The organism is Kordiimonas sediminis (assembly GCF_014656395.1).
Taxonomy (GTDB): Bacteria; Pseudomonadota; Alphaproteobacteria; order Sphingomonadales; family Kordiimonadaceae; genus Kordiimonas_A; species Kordiimonas_A sediminis.
This window is the reverse complement of the sequence record NZ_BNCI01000001.1, coordinates 698,969-717,039: the sequence shown is the minus strand read 5'-3', so window position 1 is coordinate 717,039 and position 18,071 is coordinate 698,969. Positions and strand designations below refer to the sequence as shown.

Annotated in this window: 19 protein-coding genes; 6 read left to right on the top strand and 13 right to left on the bottom strand. The window is 52.2% G+C overall.

The window, feature by feature from the left end:
* Positions 1-22: 22 nt before the first annotated feature.
* From IE181_RS03180 to IE181_RS03170, 3 genes are all read right to left on the bottom strand, one after another.
* On the bottom strand, positions 23-1,765 hold the full coding sequence (locus tag IE181_RS03180; protein ID WP_191250096.1) for a heparinase II/III family protein: 1,743 nt from the start codon (positions 1,763-1,765) through the stop codon (positions 23-25).
* A gap of 18 nt (positions 1,766-1,783) precedes the next feature.
* A complete protein-coding gene (rpe, locus tag IE181_RS03175; protein ID WP_191250095.1) occupies positions 1,784-2,446 on the bottom strand; it encodes a ribulose-phosphate 3-epimerase in 663 nt (220 codons plus the stop codon).
* Positions 2,447-2,509: 63 nt separating this feature from the next.
* The gene (locus IE181_RS03170) at positions 2,510-3,868 is read right to left on the bottom strand and encodes an RsmB/NOP family class I SAM-dependent RNA methyltransferase (protein ID WP_191250094.1); all 1,359 of its coding nucleotides are present in this window, start codon (positions 3,866-3,868) and stop codon (positions 2,510-2,512) included.
* Positions 3,869-3,961: 93 nt separating this feature from the next.
* Between IE181_RS03170 and IE181_RS03165 the strand changes: the two genes are divergently transcribed.
* Genes IE181_RS03165 through olsB form a run of 3 tightly spaced genes read left to right on the top strand, consistent with a single transcriptional unit; the run spans position 3,962 to position 6,980 of the window.
* Complete coding sequence (locus tag IE181_RS03165) at positions 3,962-4,681, top strand: hypothetical protein (RefSeq protein WP_191250093.1); 720 nt, start codon at positions 3,962-3,964, stop codon at positions 4,679-4,681.
* Positions 4,678-6,027, top strand: coding sequence for an AmpG family muropeptide MFS transporter (locus IE181_RS03160; RefSeq protein ID WP_191250092.1), 1,350 nt, complete (start codon positions 4,678-4,680; stop codon positions 6,025-6,027). The genes IE181_RS03165 and IE181_RS03160 overlap by 4 nt, the downstream gene beginning before the upstream one ends.
* 56 nt (positions 6,028-6,083) lie before the next feature.
* Positions 6,084-6,980, top strand: coding sequence for a l-ornithine N(alpha)-acyltransferase (gene olsB, locus IE181_RS03155; protein WP_191250091.1), 897 nt, complete (start codon positions 6,084-6,086; stop codon positions 6,978-6,980).
* Between the two features lie 42 nt (positions 6,981-7,022).
* On the opposite strand, the gene IE181_RS03150 is transcribed toward olsB, so the two are convergent.
* The 4 genes from IE181_RS03150 to IE181_RS03135 all read right to left on the bottom strand — a co-directional run bounded on the left by IE181_RS03150 (position 7,023) and on the right by IE181_RS03135 (position 9,149).
* Positions 7,023-7,658: a DUF938 domain-containing protein gene (locus tag IE181_RS03150; protein WP_191250090.1), complete on the bottom strand. Its 636-nt coding sequence runs from the start codon at positions 7,656-7,658 to the stop codon at positions 7,023-7,025.
* A 10-nt stretch (positions 7,659-7,668) separates the two neighbouring features.
* A complete protein-coding gene (locus tag IE181_RS03145) occupies positions 7,669-7,911 on the bottom strand; it encodes a DUF6460 domain-containing protein (protein WP_191250089.1) in 243 nt (80 codons plus the stop codon).
* Positions 7,912-7,922: 11 nt separating this feature from the next.
* Complete coding sequence (locus IE181_RS03140) at positions 7,923-8,384, bottom strand: hypothetical protein (protein WP_191250088.1); 462 nt, start codon at positions 8,382-8,384, stop codon at positions 7,923-7,925.
* A gap of 90 nt (positions 8,385-8,474) precedes the next feature.
* Entirely contained in the window at positions 8,475-9,149 is a 675-nt protein-coding gene (locus IE181_RS03135) for an EI24 domain-containing protein (protein WP_191250087.1), read from the bottom strand.
* 129 nt (positions 9,150-9,278) lie between these two features.
* Between IE181_RS03135 and IE181_RS03130 the strand changes: the two genes are divergently transcribed.
* Positions 9,279-10,250, top strand: a complete 972-nt coding sequence (locus tag IE181_RS03130) for an adenosine kinase (protein ID WP_191250086.1) — start codon at positions 9,279-9,281, stop codon at positions 10,248-10,250.
* 29 nt (positions 10,251-10,279) lie between these two features.
* Here IE181_RS03130 and htpX read toward each other — a convergent pair whose 3' ends face one another.
* Entirely contained in the window at positions 10,280-11,284 is a 1,005-nt protein-coding gene (gene htpX / locus IE181_RS03125) for a zinc metalloprotease HtpX (RefSeq protein ID WP_191250085.1), read from the bottom strand.
* A gap of 134 nt (positions 11,285-11,418) precedes the next feature.
* Between htpX and IE181_RS03120 the strand changes: the two genes are divergently transcribed.
* Positions 11,419-12,306 (top strand): CPBP family intramembrane glutamic endopeptidase, encoded by an 888-nt coding sequence (locus IE181_RS03120; protein ID WP_191250084.1) that lies wholly within the window; start codon positions 11,419-11,421, stop codon positions 12,304-12,306.
* 18 nt (positions 12,307-12,324) lie between these two features.
* Complete coding sequence (locus IE181_RS14590; RefSeq protein ID WP_229819116.1) at positions 12,325-12,519, top strand: DUF1674 domain-containing protein; 195 nt, start codon at positions 12,325-12,327, stop codon at positions 12,517-12,519.
* Between the two features lie 72 nt (positions 12,520-12,591).
* Here the strand turns inward: IE181_RS14590 and IE181_RS03110 are convergent, their stop codons facing one another.
* From IE181_RS03110 to IE181_RS03090, 5 genes are all read right to left on the bottom strand, one after another.
* Positions 12,592-13,137 carry a DsrE family protein gene (locus IE181_RS03110; RefSeq protein WP_191250083.1) on the bottom strand — a complete coding sequence of 182 codons (546 nt, stop codon included), beginning with the start codon at positions 13,135-13,137 and terminating at the stop codon, positions 12,592-12,594.
* A gap of 174 nt (positions 13,138-13,311) precedes the next feature.
* Entirely contained in the window at positions 13,312-14,160 is an 849-nt protein-coding gene (locus IE181_RS03105; RefSeq protein WP_191250082.1) for a carbon-nitrogen hydrolase family protein, read from the bottom strand.
* Between the two features lie 16 nt (positions 14,161-14,176).
* Entirely contained in the window at positions 14,177-15,367 is a 1,191-nt protein-coding gene (locus IE181_RS03100) for an MFS transporter (RefSeq protein ID WP_229819114.1), read from the bottom strand.
* A complete protein-coding gene (locus tag IE181_RS03095; protein ID WP_191250081.1) occupies positions 15,364-16,434 on the bottom strand; it encodes a serine hydrolase domain-containing protein in 1,071 nt (356 codons plus the stop codon). The genes IE181_RS03100 and IE181_RS03095 overlap by 4 nt, the downstream gene beginning before the upstream one ends.
* On the bottom strand, positions 16,431-18,017 hold the full coding sequence (locus IE181_RS03090) for a tetratricopeptide repeat-containing sulfotransferase family protein (RefSeq protein ID WP_191250080.1): 1,587 nt from the start codon (positions 18,015-18,017) through the stop codon (positions 16,431-16,433). Before IE181_RS03090 ends, IE181_RS03095 begins: the two co-directional genes overlap by 4 nt.
* Positions 18,018-18,071: the final 54 nt, after the last annotated feature.

The window sequence follows — 18,071 nt, the reverse complement described above, 5'->3', positions numbered from 1 at the left end:
CAGGCCCAGGGGACGGAAAACCCTAGACAAGTATTTTTTCCAATGCCCAGTCACATAAGTGGCTAGGCTTGCCGTTTGTGTCTTCCATGGACACAACAATCTGTTTTGTTGCCATCGGACTGTCTGGCCGCGGCATGTATAAGGAATCATCAAGCGTGATATGGCCACCCTCGGCCGCGAAAATCCATGTGTCACCGCTTTTTGTCTCTAGGACAATGCGCCTATCAGGCGCCTGTGTTGCCAGCATTGACGGATGTAGATGGAACCGCAGAACCCCCATTGTGTCTTTTAGTTTTCTGGCAGATTCAACATGGATTTGGTCCTGACCCGTCAACCGCAGGCCGTCGCTGCGTAGGAACAGACTCCGCTGCAGAATGACACCAAAACGTTTCAGGTAACCATCATGATCCATTGTTAGATGCACGCCGGTATCCAGTGGTTCCCGGTTAACATTGGTGCTGATGACACCTTTTCCAATCAGTCCATTTTCCAATATCTGGCTGGAATTTCTGTCGCCCATGGTCAGCGTGGAATGCGCCGCAGTTGTTCTCGACAACATCTCTAGGTTGCCAAGGTTTGGTGTATCCACCGCCGGGCCCATATTGATGAAGATTTTGTCAAAACCGTTGGAAAATTCGATGGCGCCAGTGCTTGCATGCGCTTTCTGTGACAAGGCAGTGGCTGGTGGTGGACCGCAGTCCAGTAAAAGCACTGCGCGGTCTGCCGTTACGCGCTGGTAGCCGCTGCGGGACATATTTTCAATGGGTTTGCCGCCCGCACCGCTTGCCGCCAGGATGGCGTCCGTGCCGTGTCCACCTTCGGCCGAAACACCAGAAAATTGTGCAAATGTTCCGTCACCGTGTCGCATGGCCCGAATGAAAGGACCAAGCCGGTCCAGTGTCATCAGAACAGAAGGCGGTACTTCCCGTGCTGTTTCGTTGTAGGCTTCCCGCACTAATATCAGCAACTGCATGGTGCGTATGGCATCTGCCGGGTTGCGGCTTGCGGGGCCACCGTCCGCATATATGTAGCGAGACATAACATTATTCAGCGCAGTTTGCCCTTTCTCCGCCCAGTGCAGACCGCCCGGGAGTACCAGCCCGGAGATTGTCAGGGCCGCAGCGCTATATACTTCTGGCAAGCCGGGGTTAACGTCAGCAATAACCCGCATCAAATGCCGTGATTGGCGCGCAAGAGAATGTAGTATCTGTGAACGGTAAACAAGATCGGTTGATGATAAAATGGTCGGTGCGTGGGCAATCCAGTTAATGATGCGCCGGGCCAATGTTTCGGCCTGCCAGCTTATGGGGTCCCAACTATCGAAATGCCTCAGCCAGCTTTTGGCGATGGCTTCACCGATCTCGCGGGCGTAGGTTTGGTCGCCCACCTGCGCCAGGTCCTGTAGCCAGTGAAAACTGTGGGCATAGGCCTGAAAACTTTCAGAGCGGGTACCGCAGACCTGCCAGAAATTGTCTTCCAGATCTACATGCTCATTTCCGAAGGACATCTGGCCGCCCAGAAGCGCCGAACCGGCAACTGCACTGCCCGGTGCCGGGTCATCCGGGCTTGCCATCAACTGGACAGGGTGACGGCCATTCAAACGGTAGGCATAAAATTTGTTGCCGTACCCAACAGAGCGCAGTTTATATGACAGGGATTTCAGAAGAGACAGAACAGCACCCGGACCGGATGCACGTTCAAGGGTATGACTTGAAGCATCTGCCGCAGTCGGAGGATCAATATATCTATCGGCCGCAGTTGTCATGCCCGCCGCAATCCCTGTTTATTGGCCCTTTAGGGCTTTAATATTTTCTGCATACTTTGACGGGCCACCTTTGAAAGTAGCGCTGCCGGCAACCAGAACATTCGCCCCGGCGGAAATCACGCTTTGAACGGTCTCACGGTTCACACCGCCATCGACCTCAAGGTCAATATCCAGTCCAAGCGCGTCAATACGGTTACGGATTGCCTCGATCTTGCGCAGCTGGCTACTGATGAAGCTCTGACCGCCGAAACCAGGATTTACGGACATTACCAGAATAAGGTCCAGTTCCTCATAGAGATACTCGAGCGTCGTCTCCGGTGTCGCAGGGTTGAGCGAGATGCCAGCCTTCTTCCCCAGACTGCGAATTTTCTGCAGTGTTCTGTGGGTGTGGGCGCCTGCTTCCTGGTGGACCGTGATAATATCGGACCCGGCTTCTGCGAAGGCTTCGATGTATGGATCAACCGGAGCAATCATCAAATGTACATCGAAAACTTTCGCACTGTGAGGGCGCAAAGATTTCACGACATCTGGTCCGATTGTAATGTTCGGCACAAAGTGACCATCCATCACATCAATATGAATATAATCTGCGCCTGCGGCGTCAACCGCGCGCACTTCCTCGCCAAGCTTTGAGAAGTCGGCAGACAGGATCGAAGGGGATATTTTAACAGCACTAGTCATGCTGGTCTGAATATCAGCGTTTCGACCAGCCTGCAAGGGATAGAGCGTGATTATGATGGTTTTTTAGACCCGTGTCAGGCGCGCCGCGAAAAAGCCGTCCAAATGGCCTTTGTCCTGCAGCATGGACGGTAGACAAAGAAGGTCTCCGTCTGCACTGATTAATTCAGGAAAACCAACCAGTTCGTCTGGCTGAATTGGGACCCGTTTTGCGGCTGGCTCTATCTGCAGGAATGTATTGATCTGGTCTGCGCCCTCGCTGTGCTCTAGCGAGCAGACGCAGTAAATCAATGTTCCACCTTTTGGTAACAGCGAGAATGCCTGCTGTAGTGCCCGTTTCTGCAGTGTCGCCAGTTTTGCAACATCTTCAGGAAATTTGGTCCAAAGAACATCAGGGTTCCGGCGAAAAGTTCCTGTCGCACTACAAGGGGCGTCCAAGAGAATATGATCAGCAGGGTCGTCCGGTGTGTATGTGGTGACGTCAGCCGTGATAATGTCCGCCTGCAGTCCGGTACGGTTCAGGTTTGCCTGCAAGCGTTTTAGCCGGCCTGGGTTCCGATCAACGGCGGTGACGCGGGCCCCCAGCGAAGCCAGTTGCAGTGTTTTACCGCCTGGCGCAGCACATAGATCGAGGACATGTTTGTCTGCTATGGAGCCAAACAGCCGCACAGGCATGCTGGCGGCAAAATCCTGAACCCACCACTGGCCCTGTTGAAATCCGTCAAGGGCGGTCACATCTGCGGCGTCTCTGCGGATTGAGGTATCAAAAAGATGATTTGCGTCCAGGGCTTCGGCCCACTTGGCGGCGTCTGCGTCTGATCGGCAAGTAATATCCAGATATGGTTCTGTCGTCAGCGTGGCTGCGACAGCGTCGCGCGTGTCAGCACCGTACGTTTGTTCCCAGCTCTGTGATAGCCATGCAGGGAGATGCTCGCCGCCAACAGTGTCCAGCTGTTTACTCAGTGCTTCTTTTTCCCGGATGATGGTCCTTAGTATCGCATTCATCAGGTTTGCAAGACCGTTTTCCCGGTTTCTGATCCGTTTAAGAAGGCCAACGGCCAGATCAACTGCGGCATGGTCGGCGGTTCGTAACAAAAGTATCTGGGTCGCGGCTGTCATCAGAATGATCGGGAACCAGCGTGCGCCTTCTGGCCAGCCATTTTTCAAAAGGGGTGTGATCGCAGCTTCCAGCCCGCCTTTGCGGCGCAGGGTCTGCATAACAATCTGATAGGCAAGCGATCTGTCTTTGGGGTTCAGCAGGGTATGGTTCACATAGGCATCAAATGTTGTGTCCAGTGCCTGCCCTTTGTGCAGAACGGAAAATAGCACGCCTGCGGCCACCAGCCGCACATCCATACCAGCAGGCAGGGACGTTATGCCGCCAGTAGGGTCAATAACACCAGAATTTTTGTTCGTCTTGCTCATGCTGCTCTTTGACCATAATTTTGCCGGGGATGAAAGCCTTACTTGCTTTCGGTGGTGCAAACGCTAAAAAGAAATTAATCGGAAGGGGATGCTATGAAGAAGAATATTGTAATTTCTCGGCAATTTAATGGCCCACCAACTACGGGTAATGGTGGATATGTTTGTGGCCTTCTGGCTGATCCGATTTCCGGCGCTGCCGAAGCAACCTTGAAGGTGCCGCCTCCTCTTGAAGCTGACCTTGTGCTTGAAAGTGACGGCGAATCCAGCCGGCTATTGGCTGGTGATCAATTGATCGGCGAGGCGCGTAAAGTCGACCTTGATCTTGAGTTGCCGTTTGAAATTGATGCCGCTGCGGTGCTGGACGGTTTGCCTGATACGTACGGCATGTCTGAGCAGTCGCCCTTTTCTACATGTTTTGTCTGCGGGCCTGACAGGGACCACGGGGACGGCCTGTGCATCTATACACACCCCATCGACGGGCATGAAGGTGCCGTTGCCGGCCGTTGGACACTTGATGCGGGTTTTGCTGACAGTGACGGCATGGTTGATAAGCGTCACATATGGGCGGCGCTGGACTGTCCGGGGTATTTTGCCTGTTCCATAGGGGATATGGCCCTTCTTGCGCGGATGACGACAAAGATACTTGCCCCGCTGCGCTGTGAAGGTGATGCTCTTATCGTTGGCTGGACCATTGCAAAAAATGGCAGGAAACGCGATTGCGGTACGGCGCTTGTCGGCAGGGATGGTACCCTGCATGCAATTTCGCGTGGACTTTGGATTACGCTTGACCCTAGCCGGGTGGCAACGTCGTGACGGTTATCCGCCCCGGTCGCACTGGTTTTTTGGCCGGGCTACGGCCGTTTTTCGATAAACCGGTTTTTGCTAATTTCCTGTTGGGGATGTCGAGCGGTTTTCCGCTAACTCTCGTTATTTCGTTGACGGGCATATGGTTGTCACGGTTTGGAGTGGATAAAACGACAGTTGGCATGTTTGCACTGGCGACGACACCCTATGCGTGGAAGTTTTTATGGTCTCCGATTGTGGACCGTTTGGGTCTTGGACGGTTTTCCCATCTGTTTGGCCGGCGCCGGTCGTGGCTGTTTCTGATCCAGGTTTTGCTGGTTGCTCTTATTCTTGTAATGTCACAGCTTGATCCTGAAACAGATGTGGAAATGATTGCCCTGACGGTCATTGGTATCGGGTTTTTATCGGCCAGCCAGGATATTGTCATTGATGCTTACAGGATTGAAATCCTGCAAACGGAACAGCTGGGGCACGGTGCAAGCATGATCGCTTTTGGCTACCGGGCCAGTAATCTGATTGCTGGATACGGGGTTTTGATGGCGGCAGAATATATTGGCTGGTCTGCGGCGATAGCATGTCTGAGTGTTCTTGTATTGCCGGGTCTGGTTGCTGCTTTGTGGGTAGGGGAGCCGTCTTTGGGCGATGAAACCTACATAGAAGAAGAAAATGCACATCTGCCGTCAGTTGTACGCAAAGGCGCGGGGGCCTGGTTTTATGATGCTGTTGTCCTGCCGTTTAAAGAGTTTCTGACCCGCGAAAATGCTATCCTGATATTATTGTTTGTTCTGACGATGAAGGCAGGGGATGCGGTGGCTGCGATTATGACGGGGCCCCTGATCGTGGAACTGGGCTTCACGGAAAGCGAGATGGCAAATGCCAACAAACTTGTTGGTACGATTGCCCTGTGGGTCGGGATTGCCTTCGGCAGTGTTTTATATTTCCGTGCTGGCGTCTACCGGTCTTTGATGTTCACAGGTGTGCTGATGATGGTCACCAATCTGGTTTTTGCCTGGTTGTCGACACAAGGTAATGATGTGACAGCCCTTGCAATCACGATTGGTGCAGAAAACTTTGCGTCTGGTCTCGGCAACACGGTGATTATCGCCTATTTGTCCAGCCTGTGTAATCTGTCTTTCACCGCAACCCAGTATGCGCTTTTGTCGTCACTGTCCAATCAGGCCCGGTCAATACTGGGGGCGTTTTCAGGCAGCTGGGCTGAAAGCATGGGGTGGATAGACTTCTTCATTTTTTCCACATTTCTTGCGGTGCCTGGTTTGGTTATCCTGGGCTTTTTATGGTATAGAGATGTTGGAAATACAGCCAAAAAGGCTACGGAAGGACACCGTGTACCGTAACATTTTTGTCGCCATATTGTCATGAGACAGACTTGTCAGGGAGGCAAACTTCAGTCATGAAAAGATATGCGATATTACGACCAAGAATTGCTGCCGCCCAGGCAATGGCCGGTGCACGCTCCTATGTTCGGCAGGGATCTTTGGAGGTTCGGCTGGCTCGTTCGTTTCAGGAAATAAAGGCAGCTCAGAAGCTGCGCTACAAAATTTTCTATGAAGAGATGGCAGCAATGCCAGATATCAAGATGAAACTGACGCGGCGGGACATAGATATCTATGATCCGATTTGCGATCATCTGTTGGTCATTGATCATGACAAGCCTCGTAAAAAGCAGATTGTTGGTACCTACAGACTGTTACGACAGGAAGTAGCGGAACGTAACAGCGGGTTTTATTCAGCCGGTGAATATGATCTCTCGCCGCTGCTGTGTGGTGACTTCAAAGACCGTATCGGAGACGGTAAACAGTTGCTTGAACTGGGGCGAAGCTGCGTTCATGCCGATTACCGGGCGAACAGCACCATCAATATGCTGTGGAAGGGTATTGCGGAGTATCTCAAAGAACACAATATCGCGTATATGTTTGGCTGCGCCAGTTTTCCTGGTGTCGACCCCGAAGAATTTAAAGAAGCTTTTGCGTATTTGTATCACAATCATGTTGTACCAGACGACTTTCGGGTGAAAGCATTGGATCACCTGCATGTACCGATGAATACCATGGCAGCAGAGGAAGTGGATGTGCGCCGGGCCCGTCGTGCTTTGCCGCCACTGGTGAAAGGGTATCTGCGTATCGGCTGTTTTATCGGTGACGGTGCGGTGGTTGATGCCCAGTTCGGTACAACAGATGTCTTTGTGTTGCTGCCGGTAGAAAAAATAGCCAAACGGTACAGCCGTCATTATGACGTCGGTGTAGAGGCAAACGATCAGGCTGCAACCGCTTCAAACGCGTCTCAGTAATTTGGGTTTGTGTGCCTGTACCGGGCCCATGCCCGAGAGACGTCAGACTTTTTTGAAAACCAGAGTGTAGTTGTTCGCCGGCATATCGACGCAGTCGGCCAGTTCAAAGCCATGTGCGGCCGCAGTTTCCGTAACATATTCCATGTCACGAATTCCCCAATTGGGATTGCGCGCCTTCAAGGACTGGTCAAAGGCTTCGTTGGACGGTGCGGTGTGGGCACCTCCGCGTTTATAGGGGCCATAAGTAATCAGGAAATTGCCTGCCTGCAAATTTCTGCCCGCCTGTTCAAACAGGGCATGGGTGACGGCAATCGGTGCAATATGAATGAGATTGACGGCCAATACGGCTGTTACTGGCTTTGCCAGGTCGGGGAAGTCCCACGGATCAGCCAGCACGTCAAATTTTCTTGCAGGCTGGACAGTGTCCGCCTTTGCCGACTTTCGCCATGCGTCAATGCTTTCCAGACGTGCCGGGTCAATATCCGTTGGTTGCCAGCTATACGCAGGAAAGTGCGGGGCCATATAGACGGCATGTTCGCCGGTACCGCTGGCGATTTCCAGCAGACAGCCAGATGGCGGTAGGTGTTTTTGAAGGACGGCCAAAATCGGATCGCGGTTGCGCGCAGTTGCTGGCGCAACCTGTCTTTTATCGTCTGGCTCAAAGGGGTCGGTATGCATGTGGCTGCAATCAGGACCGGGAAGAGCGACTGCGCAAGCGGGAGATCAGATAAATCGGAACCACAATGGTCGCGCCCAGTAGAATATATTCAAGGCCCGTGCCCACAAGCCATCCCCACAGAGATGCGATCGTGTCACCAATCCAGCCGTAAATCTCACCGGGACTAAGTTCCAAGGAATAGAGAACGGCCCCAACAACCAAGCTCCATACGGCAAGCTTTACGATTAGTTTGACATCGAATTTGGCAGTCATTCAGGATACTCCTAACGGCCGGCTGCACGGTTTGACATGGTTTCGAGACACTGGACCGCATCTACATCCTTGCCGTCACGCGACCGGGCGGAAATAGCAGATGCTCTGAAATGTTCCCCTACGCTGGACTCGTAAAAAACTACATCCAGAACGCACTGATTTGTTTCAAACAGCATGACCTGCATGGAACCGTCTCTGCGGACCAGATCGGGTTCCCCCATGATTGTCTGCACCTGAGCGGGGGTTTTCCCCTGCAGTTCGCCCGGGTCCGCCAAATCCATCAGAGGGGCGGCTTGTTCGAAAACCTGACCGGTCTCCACCTTGGCAATGATGGGTCCATCAACGGTGTTTTCAGTTTCTTTGGCTACTTCGGGCGGGGCTTCTGCCACAACAGTCGGGGCAGGCGTGTCCGTTGAACAGGCAGCAAGACCAGCGGCGAACCCCCACAGAAGCACTATCTTGTTTTTTGTCACACGGTGTCCCTCTCGTTTGTATTTATGTCATTCCACAGTACCGGCGATATACTGTTATGGATGAACCTATCCTGAATAGCGCATAATTCCTTAGGCGTCATCAGCCAAATGGTGGAAAATGTGGGTCATGACGCTGGCTCCGATGATGGGGGCCAGCAGATTGACGAACGGGATAAGAAACAGCCCGGCGATCAGCGCGCCGCCCGTGAATACTTTTTCCTTATATTTCTTCCGCCCACGCCGGACATCTTGCATGGGCATGTGGCGCATGGCAACCAGCTCCCAATATTCCCGACCCATCAGATAGCCATTCAGTGCGATAAACAGGGCAAGGGTGCCGATACCACCGGTCAGGAAAAACAGGAATATATACGGCACAAGGGCAATTAGGTTACAGACGATTACCACCAGCATGAGTTTTGCCGAAGACAGCACTACGTCTGTTATGGGGATCTTGCGGTCGGCCCGGCGGTGCGGATAATATTCATCCTCAACCGCATCGGCGATCTGGTCTGCAATCATACTCATCACGGTTGTGGAAATGGCCGGAAACAAGATATAGGTAGCCAGACTGCCAACCAGAAAGAAACCTGCATTATCAATCCATTCGTAGCCTGATGTATATTCTTCGGGCCAGTATGCGACAGTTAAAGAAATCAGAAGAACAAGACTAAGGCCCGCGGCGGCAAGACTTGTTAAAAAAACGCTTCTGAATTTCGGATGCAGCAATTGCTGCCATGTTCGGTTAAGTGCTGTTGCAATCATTTTCCACCCTGCTGTCTAGTTTAAGCTTTATTTTCAGCCTTGTTAGGCTATTTATACTTACAGAAATAGGAAGCCGGTGCCCATTGTGCAATGTCTGAGTGGCTTTCACTACACAGAATTGGAGGGAATATGGTGCAGGTCCTTTGCATAGGAAACGCGATTGTAGATATTATTGCGCGGGTCGATGATCATTTTCTGGAGGTGCATGACTGTACCAAAGGGGCAATGATCCTGGTCGAAGAACATGAAGCGGCCCGGATATATAGTGCCATGCCGCCAGCTATACAGCGGTCCGGTGGGTCTGCGGGCAATACGGCTGCTGGTATCGCGATGATGGGTGGCAGCACAGGGTATATTGGCAAGGTGCGCGATGATCAGTTAGGGCGCATTTTCCGTCATGACCTGGAAACTCTTGAGGTGGCTTTCACAACGCCGTCTGCTGATAGTGGTCCGTCGACCGCCTCCAGTATGATTTTGGTCACGCCTGATGCACAGCGCACCATGAATACCTATTTGGGTGCCTGTGGTCGGCTTACGCCTTCGGATGTAAATGAAGACGAAGTAGCCCAGGCAGATGTGGTGTATATTGAAGGCTATCTTTGGGACCGCGAGAGCGCCAAGGAAGCCGTATTGAAAGCCATGAAAATTGCCAAAGCAAATGGCAAGCAGGTTGCGTTTACCCTGTCAGACAGCTTTTGCGTTGATCGCTTCCGGTCTGAGTTTATTGATCTGGTAGAAAATCATATTGATATTCTATTCGCAAATGAGGCTGAAATTACATCCCTTTTCCAGGTTGACAGTTTTGAGGAAGCGCTTGAAAAACTGCGCCCCCATGTGCGGGTCGCAGCGCTGACCAGGTCAGAGAAGGGCTGTATCATTCTGTCGAAAGAAGAAACCCACCAGATTGATGCCGCGCCTGCAACGGTTGTGGATACTACAGGCGCAGGCGATTTGTTTGCTGCAGGGTTTTTGTACGGCGTCACAAACGGTTACTCGCTGGCCGATAGTGGTCGTCTTGGGTCGTTGGCTGCCGCGGAGGTCATTTCTGCGCTGGGTGCCCGCCCTGATAGTGATCTGAAAGCTCTGCTGAAGACGTTGTAACTACTTCTATGGGATGGAACGGGGCGTTTTTAGCCCCACGGCCCTTTTCTGTCGCCAGATGTATCTCCGTGTGTGGTTGGGACGCCTGACTGCCCTGTCGGACGGGATGCTGTTCCAGTGTCGGGTCGCGGGCCGTTTTCCCATACGCTTGTAGGCCTCTGCTGTGCAGGGGCGTGATGCCGGCGGGACGCAGGTCCCATTTCGGATGCCAGTAGGGTCAGTCGTCTGATCCGCTCTTCCATTCTTGGGTGGGTGGAAAACAGCGAATCGAACGATTTACCACTTAGTGGATTGGCAATGAACAGGTGAGCAGTCGCTGGGTTTTGTTCCGCGACCGGGTTCGGGCGCATGCGAGTGCCGCGACCAAGCTTGTCCAGGGCGCTTGCAAGGGCTGTTGGATTACCGCAAATTTCAGCGCCGGTTTTATCAGCAGCATATTCTCGGGTTCGCGAAATAGCCATTTGCACCACCATAGCGGCCATAGGGGCAAAAATCATGATCAATATCGATCCCAAAAGGCCCAGTGGGTTATCCCGGTTATTGCCGAAAAACAGCGCAAAGTTCGCCAGCATAGAGACCGCACCCGCCAGCGTTGCAGTAACGGTCATGGTCAGCGTATCGCGATTTTTCACATGTGCCAGTTCATGGGCCATAACCCCTTCGACTTCGTCTCTGTTCAGCAGCCGTAAAAGCCCTGATGTGGCAGCAACTGCGGCATTTTCCGGGTTGCGGCCTGTGGCGAATGCGTTGGGCTGGTCGCTCATGATGACATAGACTTTTGGCATGGGAAGTGCTGCACGGCGGCTTAGATCTGCAACCATGGCAGTCAGGCCAGGTGCATTCTGCTCGTTAGCAGGCTGTGCACCGTGCATACGAAGTACCATTTTGTCAGAATTCCAGTAAGCAAATGCGTTCATACCCAGTGCAAAAAGCAACGCAAAAACAACCCCGGTCGTGCCTCCCAGCATAAAGCCGATGACAAGAAAGAGTGCGGTCATAGCCGCCATCAACATTGCAGTACGCATCATACTCATTCGAACTAATCTCCAACATGCCAAAATAGGTCTTCTCTATAATGTGGGTAAGATCAACTTTGGTTCAAGTAGCTGTAATTTGTCTGGAATTTCGATTGTAAATTTGTATCCTGAAAGGGAATGGGAGAAAGATTATGTCGGCGTTAACCCAGGCGTCCCTACTTGATAGAGATAAAATATATCCGGCGATCGGAACCTTTCTCGCAATCACGGCACTTTTGTGCGCGATTGTGTCGACGATTATTGTCGAAATGGGATTAAAGAAGTTTTATCTGGCGCTGTTGATGTGGACGCCTGCGCTGGCCGCTTATCTGACAATGAAACTATTCCGGAAAAACTGGCATATGCTGGGTATTGTACCCTGCCGGTCCCGGCCGCTCTTTTGGTCGTATCTTTTGCCGCTTCTATATGGCGGTATGGCGTACGGATTGATCTGGGCGCTTGGACTTGGTGCTATTGGCAATGAAGGTTTTTACAAGGAAGTTGCCTATTTAACGGGTGCGGCCGGATGGTCTGAAACCCGGTTGATAATCACGGGCTTCATATTGCTTGGGACCATAGGTATGCTTTGGCACATCACCACTTCGTTTGGTGAGGAGCTGGGCTGGCGCGGGTTTTTGGTGCTGCAATTATACCGCAAAATGTCCTTCTTCTGGACGGCGGTATTTTCAGGTCTGGTATGGGCGTCGTGGCATATGCCGATCATTCTTTTCGCGAATTATAATGCAGGGCCAGAAGGGCTTTGGATACAGGTGGTGAATTTTACCATTTTGTGCGTGTCCATGTCTTTTCCCATGGCATACTACCGGATAACGTCCGGCAGTGTGTTGCCTGCTACTTTGATGCATGCAGCCCACAATGTTTTTGTGCTGTCTTTCTTTCACCCGCTGACACTTCGGTATGATTTTCCGGTGCGCTATACTGGGGAATTCGGGCTGATATTGCCGGCGGTAATCGCGCTCTTTGCGCTCTTTTACTGGAACAAGGCATCAAAAGAGGGTATCAGCGGACCAATCCACTGACACAGCGGGAAAAGACTGATGACTGACAAAGCTACTGTAACACCCTCTGACAAGGACGACGCCGATATTGCTTCTTCTGACACTGGTGTAAATGCAGACCCCAAACAGGATACAACATCCGGAACCCAGCCACGGGAAGTTGGGGGCCAAAAAGGGCCAGAGCCAACACGCTACGGTGACTGGGAAAAGAACGGTATCATCTCAGATTTTTAAATCCGTTCCCTGTAGGCTTAGCCACACCCGGGCTGGCAAGGCCCTGCCCGAGTGCAACCATGATACTGTCTATTAGAATGGGTTAAGGGTGTATCCGTCCTGCTGCAACTGTGCGTGGGCGGTCATGGCCGAGAGGGCCATTTTAATTTCTGGCAGTTTATTATCCGTTGTGATGCCGCGGGATGCAGCACTTTGACCACAAAGATACAGATGAACGCCGTTCGCGTTCAGTGCCTTGATCAGATCAATATTGCCGTTTTCCTGTCCAGTTTTTTCGCGGTACGTGGCAGCATTTGCAGCGTCCAGCGTGGCATTGCCGTGCAGAACAAGGGCAACGGTAATATTCTCAAGCGGTACACCAGCATCTACATGCATGTTGATAAATCGTGCAGCTTTATCAAGCGCGCGGTTAACTTCCCCCGGTTTCGCCGCAGGAATGATGTCAAAAGCCACTTTTAGTTTGAAGTCATCAGGCAGGGGGTATTCGTTATTGACCACCGCAATTTTTCCGTAGTCAGGGAAGACGGGGCCTTTCTTGAAGGCTGGTTCATCGGCACTGACAGAGGCACTGATCAGACAGGACACCCCTGTAAGGAATATTAAAATCGCTCGAAGCATAACAAAGACCCTTTTGGCTACTGGTGAAACACTATTTGGGGCAGTCTAGCTGCTATCTTCTGAATTTATAGTGTTTTTTCCTGGCAGATAAAAAAATGATCCTGTGCTCGGGTGCTGCCCGGTTAAGGGTAGCGCACAGGATCCAGGTATCACCTTAAGGAATAACTATTTTGTCTAGGGTCGTTTTGCGACTTCCAGTGGGCCAAGCGTATCGAAATACTCATCGCGATTGTTCATACCTTCGTGAGGGAAGATATGACTGGCATCGCGGAAACTTTTCAGAGGTTGCCCAAGTCCCATAATGCCGCGTTCCCGACCGCGACGAACACGGTCAAAGTCCACTTCGGTCAGAATGATTTCTTCCTTGGTGCTGGCCTTATGGAGAATTTCACCGTCAGGTCCGGCAATCAGGCTTTGGCCCAGCCCTTGTTGGCCGGTGCCGTTTACATCAATGACATAGCATTGTTGCTGTGCGGCGGTTGCGCGGATCATGGCTTGTTCGACCTCCCGGTCCTGTGTATCGGTCAGTGTGGGGTGCAATAAAACTTCGGCGCCTTTGCTGATCATTGCACGGGACAGTTCCGGGAACCACATGTCGTAGCAGATATACAGGCCAAAGCGGCCGTAATCCGGGATATCGAAAACACAGATATCTTGCCCTTCGGAAACGCCAGCTTCATAGGGATAGAAGGGATACATTTTGCGGTATGTTGCAATGATGTTCCCGTTCGGGTCGATCACTGGCGTGGTGTTATAGACCTTGCCCCCTTCGTCCTCAAAGATCGAACCGGGGATAAGCCAAATACCCAGGGATTTGGCCAGGTTGCATAGACTGTCCTGCGCATCAGCAAGCCTGGGTGTGCCGGATTTAGCGCCTGCACCGCACAGCGCCAGCTCGCTCAGCATGACCATTTGAATGAAGGGATACCGGGCAACTGCAGTACGCACTTTTTTCAGGATCAGGTCCATATTGTTGCTGCTGGCAAGATCAAGTTGCAACGACGCGATAGTAAAGACGGACATGGTTTGATTTCCTTTATCAAGTATTGGCGCGGTCAAGGCGCAAAGCAGGTGACAGGGCGAACAGGGCACACAGAACAAGTGCCCCTGCCGCCAAATTGATTATCAGTGTGAAATTACCTTCGCCGACGACCATGGCGCCGATCAGCGGTCCACTGGCAAGCCCCATTTTGGAGATAACTCCCCCAAGTGCGGCCATCTGGCCGTGGCCGTCAAAGGCAGCAATCAGTCCCAGAAAATAAGACATGCAAAAAGCCCAGGTCATACCGGTAACGGTATTGGCAATGAAGTAGACGGCAGGTATTTCTGAAAAATGAAAGGCCAAAGTAAAGGTTGCGGCCAGTCCGACGCCGACCATCAGGGGTAGCAGGCGCCCATATCTGGTACCCACACTATAGACCAGAAGGGCACCTGATACTGAAATCAGATTGGCAACCGCCAGCAGATTTGACAGTTCCGACATGGTGTACCCACTGTCTTTTCCCAGCTCAAAAGCATAGTCCGCAACCCCCATATTGGCGGTTTGGAAAAGGAAAATAGCCGCCAGCGTCAGGAGTAACGGCACGAGCATTACAGACGACTTTTTACCGTCAGGGCGCGCAGGTGCTTTCTCTCTTGGTGGATAGTCCGGGATGAAAGGCACCATAGCAAGCGTGATCAGGCTGAAGGTAATCAGCGCGCCAAAGGCAGCCGCATGTCCAAAAAGCCCAACAAGTTTGGGGACAGTGAAAATGCCTACGCTGCCAAACGTATATTGAACCGCAAGTAACATGCCGTAGCCTTTTTCTGGCGACTGCATCCGTGCAATGACCGACAGGCCAAGCCCGACCAGAAACCCACCGATAGAGCCGTGAAAGAAACGGATTGCTATCAGGAAGGTTTCGTCAGCAATCTGGAAAGAAATTACATCGGTCAGTATCAGTGTCGGCAGGACAAAATAGGCAGTTTTCCGCCAGTTCATATGCTTGACTAATAGCACAGCGATAAAGGCACCAAAGGCAGCACCATATTTGTTGGAGCTGGTTATATAGCCTGCACTTTCCCGACTGAGCCCCAGGCCGTCGACAAAGGCAGAAAGAAATGACCCGCCCAGATTGACATAGAAAAGTCCAGCCGTTGACAGGAAGGCAAGAAATATTGCGGCAGCCAGCCCGTCTGGTGTCAGATGTCTGGGGTTTGTTTTGATCGGGGCGGTTGAAGTATCAATCATGACTTTTTGCTCCTGCAGATGGGGCGCAGAGAGTGCAGGGCAGCTACTGCGTCCGCAAAACGGTGCACGCCGCCGTCACTGAAATAATAATAGACATCGCCAGTAGGCAGTAGCACCACTGAAATGCCGCCGTATCCCGACATAAAGGGGATCTGTGTTCTGTCTGTACACTGTAAGTGCTCGGTTGCATCCCATGCCCAAAAGCCGTTGGCGTAGCGGAGGGTGTCCCCTGCGGGCAGACCTGCTACCTGGTCCGTGTGCTGTAACGCTTCATTCAGCATGTCCGTATCCAGACTATCAACGAGGCGCGGATCATCGGCCGCAAGTGCATGGGCAATCGCCGCGATATCTGATCGGGTGAAGACCATACCCCAGCCTGTGTTTGGAATGTCGTCTGTTCGTCTGACGGTATGTGTCAAAGCCGATAGATCAAGCGCACGCCATAGCGGTACGATCAAGTCCTGGTAGAAATCTGCCTCTGGCCGTCCTGTCTTTTCCCGCCAGAAAGCCTGCATGGCCGCGCCCAGTATAAAGTGATCCGATGTCCGGTAGACAAAGGTCGTCCCCGGTTCAGCCTGTTTGGGGTAATTGTTGCAGGCAAAATCCAGCTTCTCAGGGGCAGTTTTTTTGCTGTTGAATGCGTCAAAACCCTTTGTCTCGTCCATGTGCGGTGCAGCTGACACAAAATGTCCGCTTGCCATCCCGAGAAGGTCAGCCAATGTGACATCGCCCCAGCTTTCACAGGCGGGTATATAGTCGGAAACATGTGTGTTCTTCGCCCCAGGATAAAGTTTTTCGAGCCGCATTAAACCAATGCCGCCCACAAGCGATTTCGCCAGGGAGAAAGACATCAGAGGCAAGCGGTCACACGGCTGGTTGCCGCGACATGGGCCGAAATAGTGCTGTCCATCAATCACACCGCCGTACGTAATCATGTCGGACGGGGGTATGTGAGATTGCTGTGCCATCATCGCAGGTACCGGTGCAGGCAGGCTGGAAACCGGCATTGCCCCCTGGGTCCCTCCTGGTGCAACTGTCATCATGAGATATAAGGATGCCGCAATCATGGAGACACCCCAGGATTTATGTCTGTGTTGATGCCTGCTGCGTGGAGCGCCTCTATAAGGGGTTTCAGGCCGTCCTTATAATGCTGCCACTTTCCAACAGATGACGTATAGACCTTTTCCCGGACCTGTGCAGCGCTGGCGGTGGCGCTTGGTGTCGAGTTCTGGTGAAAGTCCAGAACCGTGTCTTCCCAGTCAAGGCCACAGTACCCAAGTATCCTTTGGCTTTCGCCCTTTGTGTTCGTGACCAAGTCCTCATAGTGCACATCAAGAATACGGTCACCAAGGTGGCTGCGCCAGTGGTCCATCAACTGACTGTATGCGCCGTAGTATTGAGCGAGATCGTCAAAGTCGTAACTGAAGGGGTGCCCCATTCCGAAAAGCGTTTTATACATGGCATAACAACTATCCACGGGATCGCGCACCAGATGGACAATACGTGCAGATGGCATCGCGCGCGCAATCAGCCCAATATAGAGAAAGTTCGCGGGGGTTTTGTCTGTCAGAAAGGGTGTTGGTTTCAGGCGTGCCCGGGTTGTCTTCTCGTAGGTTTCGGCCAGTTTTGTGAAATCAATGTTGGCAGACTGGCGGATCAAATCCGATTTACTGTTAACCGGCCCGGCCAGCATCATCATTGCCATTGCAAGATCATTAATTTCACCAAGACTATCAGCAGACGAGTGGCTTGTGATAAGCCTGTCGACCAGCGTCGTACCGCTGCGCGGCATACCCAGAATAAATATCGGACCGCCTTCTGGTGACGGCAGGTTTTTGTCGCATTCATTCAGGAAAGAGGCGTCCATGACACCCGCGATTTCTGCCATGGTCGCAACATCGGCCCGAACATCATACTGCAGATGCTTGCGCCGCAGGGTGGCTGCTGCCTGCAAGTGGGAGAAAGAGGCAGGATATTCGCCGAGGTCTTCCAGTTCTTTGGCAAGCGCATAGCCGACCTGTATGTGGCCAGCATGGTTTGGAATGTCGCCCTTTAGCTGCTGTTCCAGCTCAGCAACATGATTGTTATCATGTGTCTGTTTTCGAAGGGTCGCGCGGTTATAGTAAGCGTCATAATCTGCGGGGTTGCGGGCAAGTATTGTATCATACTGTTTTTCGGCCTCTGCCATATCGCCCCGGTAATTCAGGGCAACAGCATAATTGAAGGCAACGGCATTGTTATCTGGTGCCAGCTTCACGGCTTTTTCATAACAGGGGAAAGCTTCGTCAAACATCGACATTTTTGTCAAAAGGTCACCAACCTGAACCAGAAAGCCGGCACTGGCGGACGGCATGTTTTTAAGGTCGAGAAGGGACTGGATAGCTGCGGCAATATTCCCTGTCTGTATCAAGGCTTCAACCCGCATAATATGCGCGGCATCCAGTTCAGGAAATACCCCCAGTAAATGATCACAGGACTGAAGGACATTTTGAAAGTCGCCCGCAATTTTGGCCACCCGTGCGCGACAGAGCCACGCGTCCTTGTCCCGGGGATAGGACGCGGTCAAGTCTGCTGCCAGCGACTGGGCGGCTGAGATCTGCCCGGACCGTACAAGGCCGGTGATTTGGGGTATGACGGACGATATTTGCATGTCTGATCCAACGCTTGATACCTGATAAGGCACCGATAATGCGTTATATTGAGG

What these genes read in the sequence shown, in the direction of transcription:
- IE181_RS03180 (WP_191250096.1), bottom strand. Translation starts at nt 1,765, where the DNA reads ATGACAACTGCGGCCGATAGATATATTGATCCTCCGACTGCGGCAGAT.
- rpe (WP_191250095.1), bottom strand. Translation starts at nt 2,446, where the DNA reads ATGACTAGTGCTGTTAAAATATCCCCTTCGATCCTGTCTGCCGACTTC.
- IE181_RS03170 (WP_191250094.1), bottom strand. Translation starts at nt 3,868, where the DNA reads ATGAGCAAGACGAACAAAAATTCTGGTGTTATTGACCCTACTGGCGGC.
- IE181_RS03165 (WP_191250093.1), top strand. Translation starts at nt 3,962, where the DNA reads ATGAAGAAGAATATTGTAATTTCTCGGCAATTTAATGGCCCACCAACT.
- olsB (WP_191250091.1), top strand. Translation starts at nt 6,084, where the DNA reads ATGAAAAGATATGCGATATTACGACCAAGAATTGCTGCCGCCCAGGCA.
- IE181_RS03150 (WP_191250090.1), bottom strand. Translation starts at nt 7,658, where the DNA reads ATGCATACCGACCCCTTTGAGCCAGACGATAAAAGACAGGTTGCGCCA.
- IE181_RS03145 (WP_191250089.1), bottom strand. Translation starts at nt 7,911, where the DNA reads ATGACTGCCAAATTCGATGTCAAACTAATCGTAAAGCTTGCCGTATGG.
- IE181_RS03135 (WP_191250087.1), bottom strand. Translation starts at nt 9,149, where the DNA reads ATGATTGCAACAGCACTTAACCGAACATGGCAGCAATTGCTGCATCCG.
- IE181_RS03130 (WP_191250086.1), top strand. Translation starts at nt 9,279, where the DNA reads ATGGTGCAGGTCCTTTGCATAGGAAACGCGATTGTAGATATTATTGCG.
- htpX (WP_191250085.1), bottom strand. Translation starts at nt 11,284, where the DNA reads ATGAGTATGATGCGTACTGCAATGTTGATGGCGGCTATGACCGCACTC.
- IE181_RS03120 (WP_191250084.1), top strand. Translation starts at nt 11,419, where the DNA reads ATGTCGGCGTTAACCCAGGCGTCCCTACTTGATAGAGATAAAATATAT.
- IE181_RS14590 (WP_229819116.1), top strand. Translation starts at nt 12,325, where the DNA reads ATGACTGACAAAGCTACTGTAACACCCTCTGACAAGGACGACGCCGAT.
- IE181_RS03110 (WP_191250083.1), bottom strand. Translation starts at nt 13,137, where the DNA reads ATGCTTCGAGCGATTTTAATATTCCTTACAGGGGTGTCCTGTCTGATC.
- IE181_RS03105 (WP_191250082.1), bottom strand. Translation starts at nt 14,160, where the DNA reads ATGTCCGTCTTTACTATCGCGTCGTTGCAACTTGATCTTGCCAGCAGC.
- IE181_RS03100 (WP_229819114.1), bottom strand. Translation starts at nt 15,367, where the DNA reads ATGATTGATACTTCAACCGCCCCGATCAAAACAAACCCCAGACATCTG.
- IE181_RS03095 (WP_191250081.1), bottom strand. Translation starts at nt 16,434, where the DNA reads ATGATTGCGGCATCCTTATATCTCATGATGACAGTTGCACCAGGAGGG.
- IE181_RS03090 (WP_191250080.1), bottom strand. Translation starts at nt 18,017, where the DNA reads ATGCAAATATCGTCCGTCATACCCCAAATCACCGGCCTTGTACGGTCC.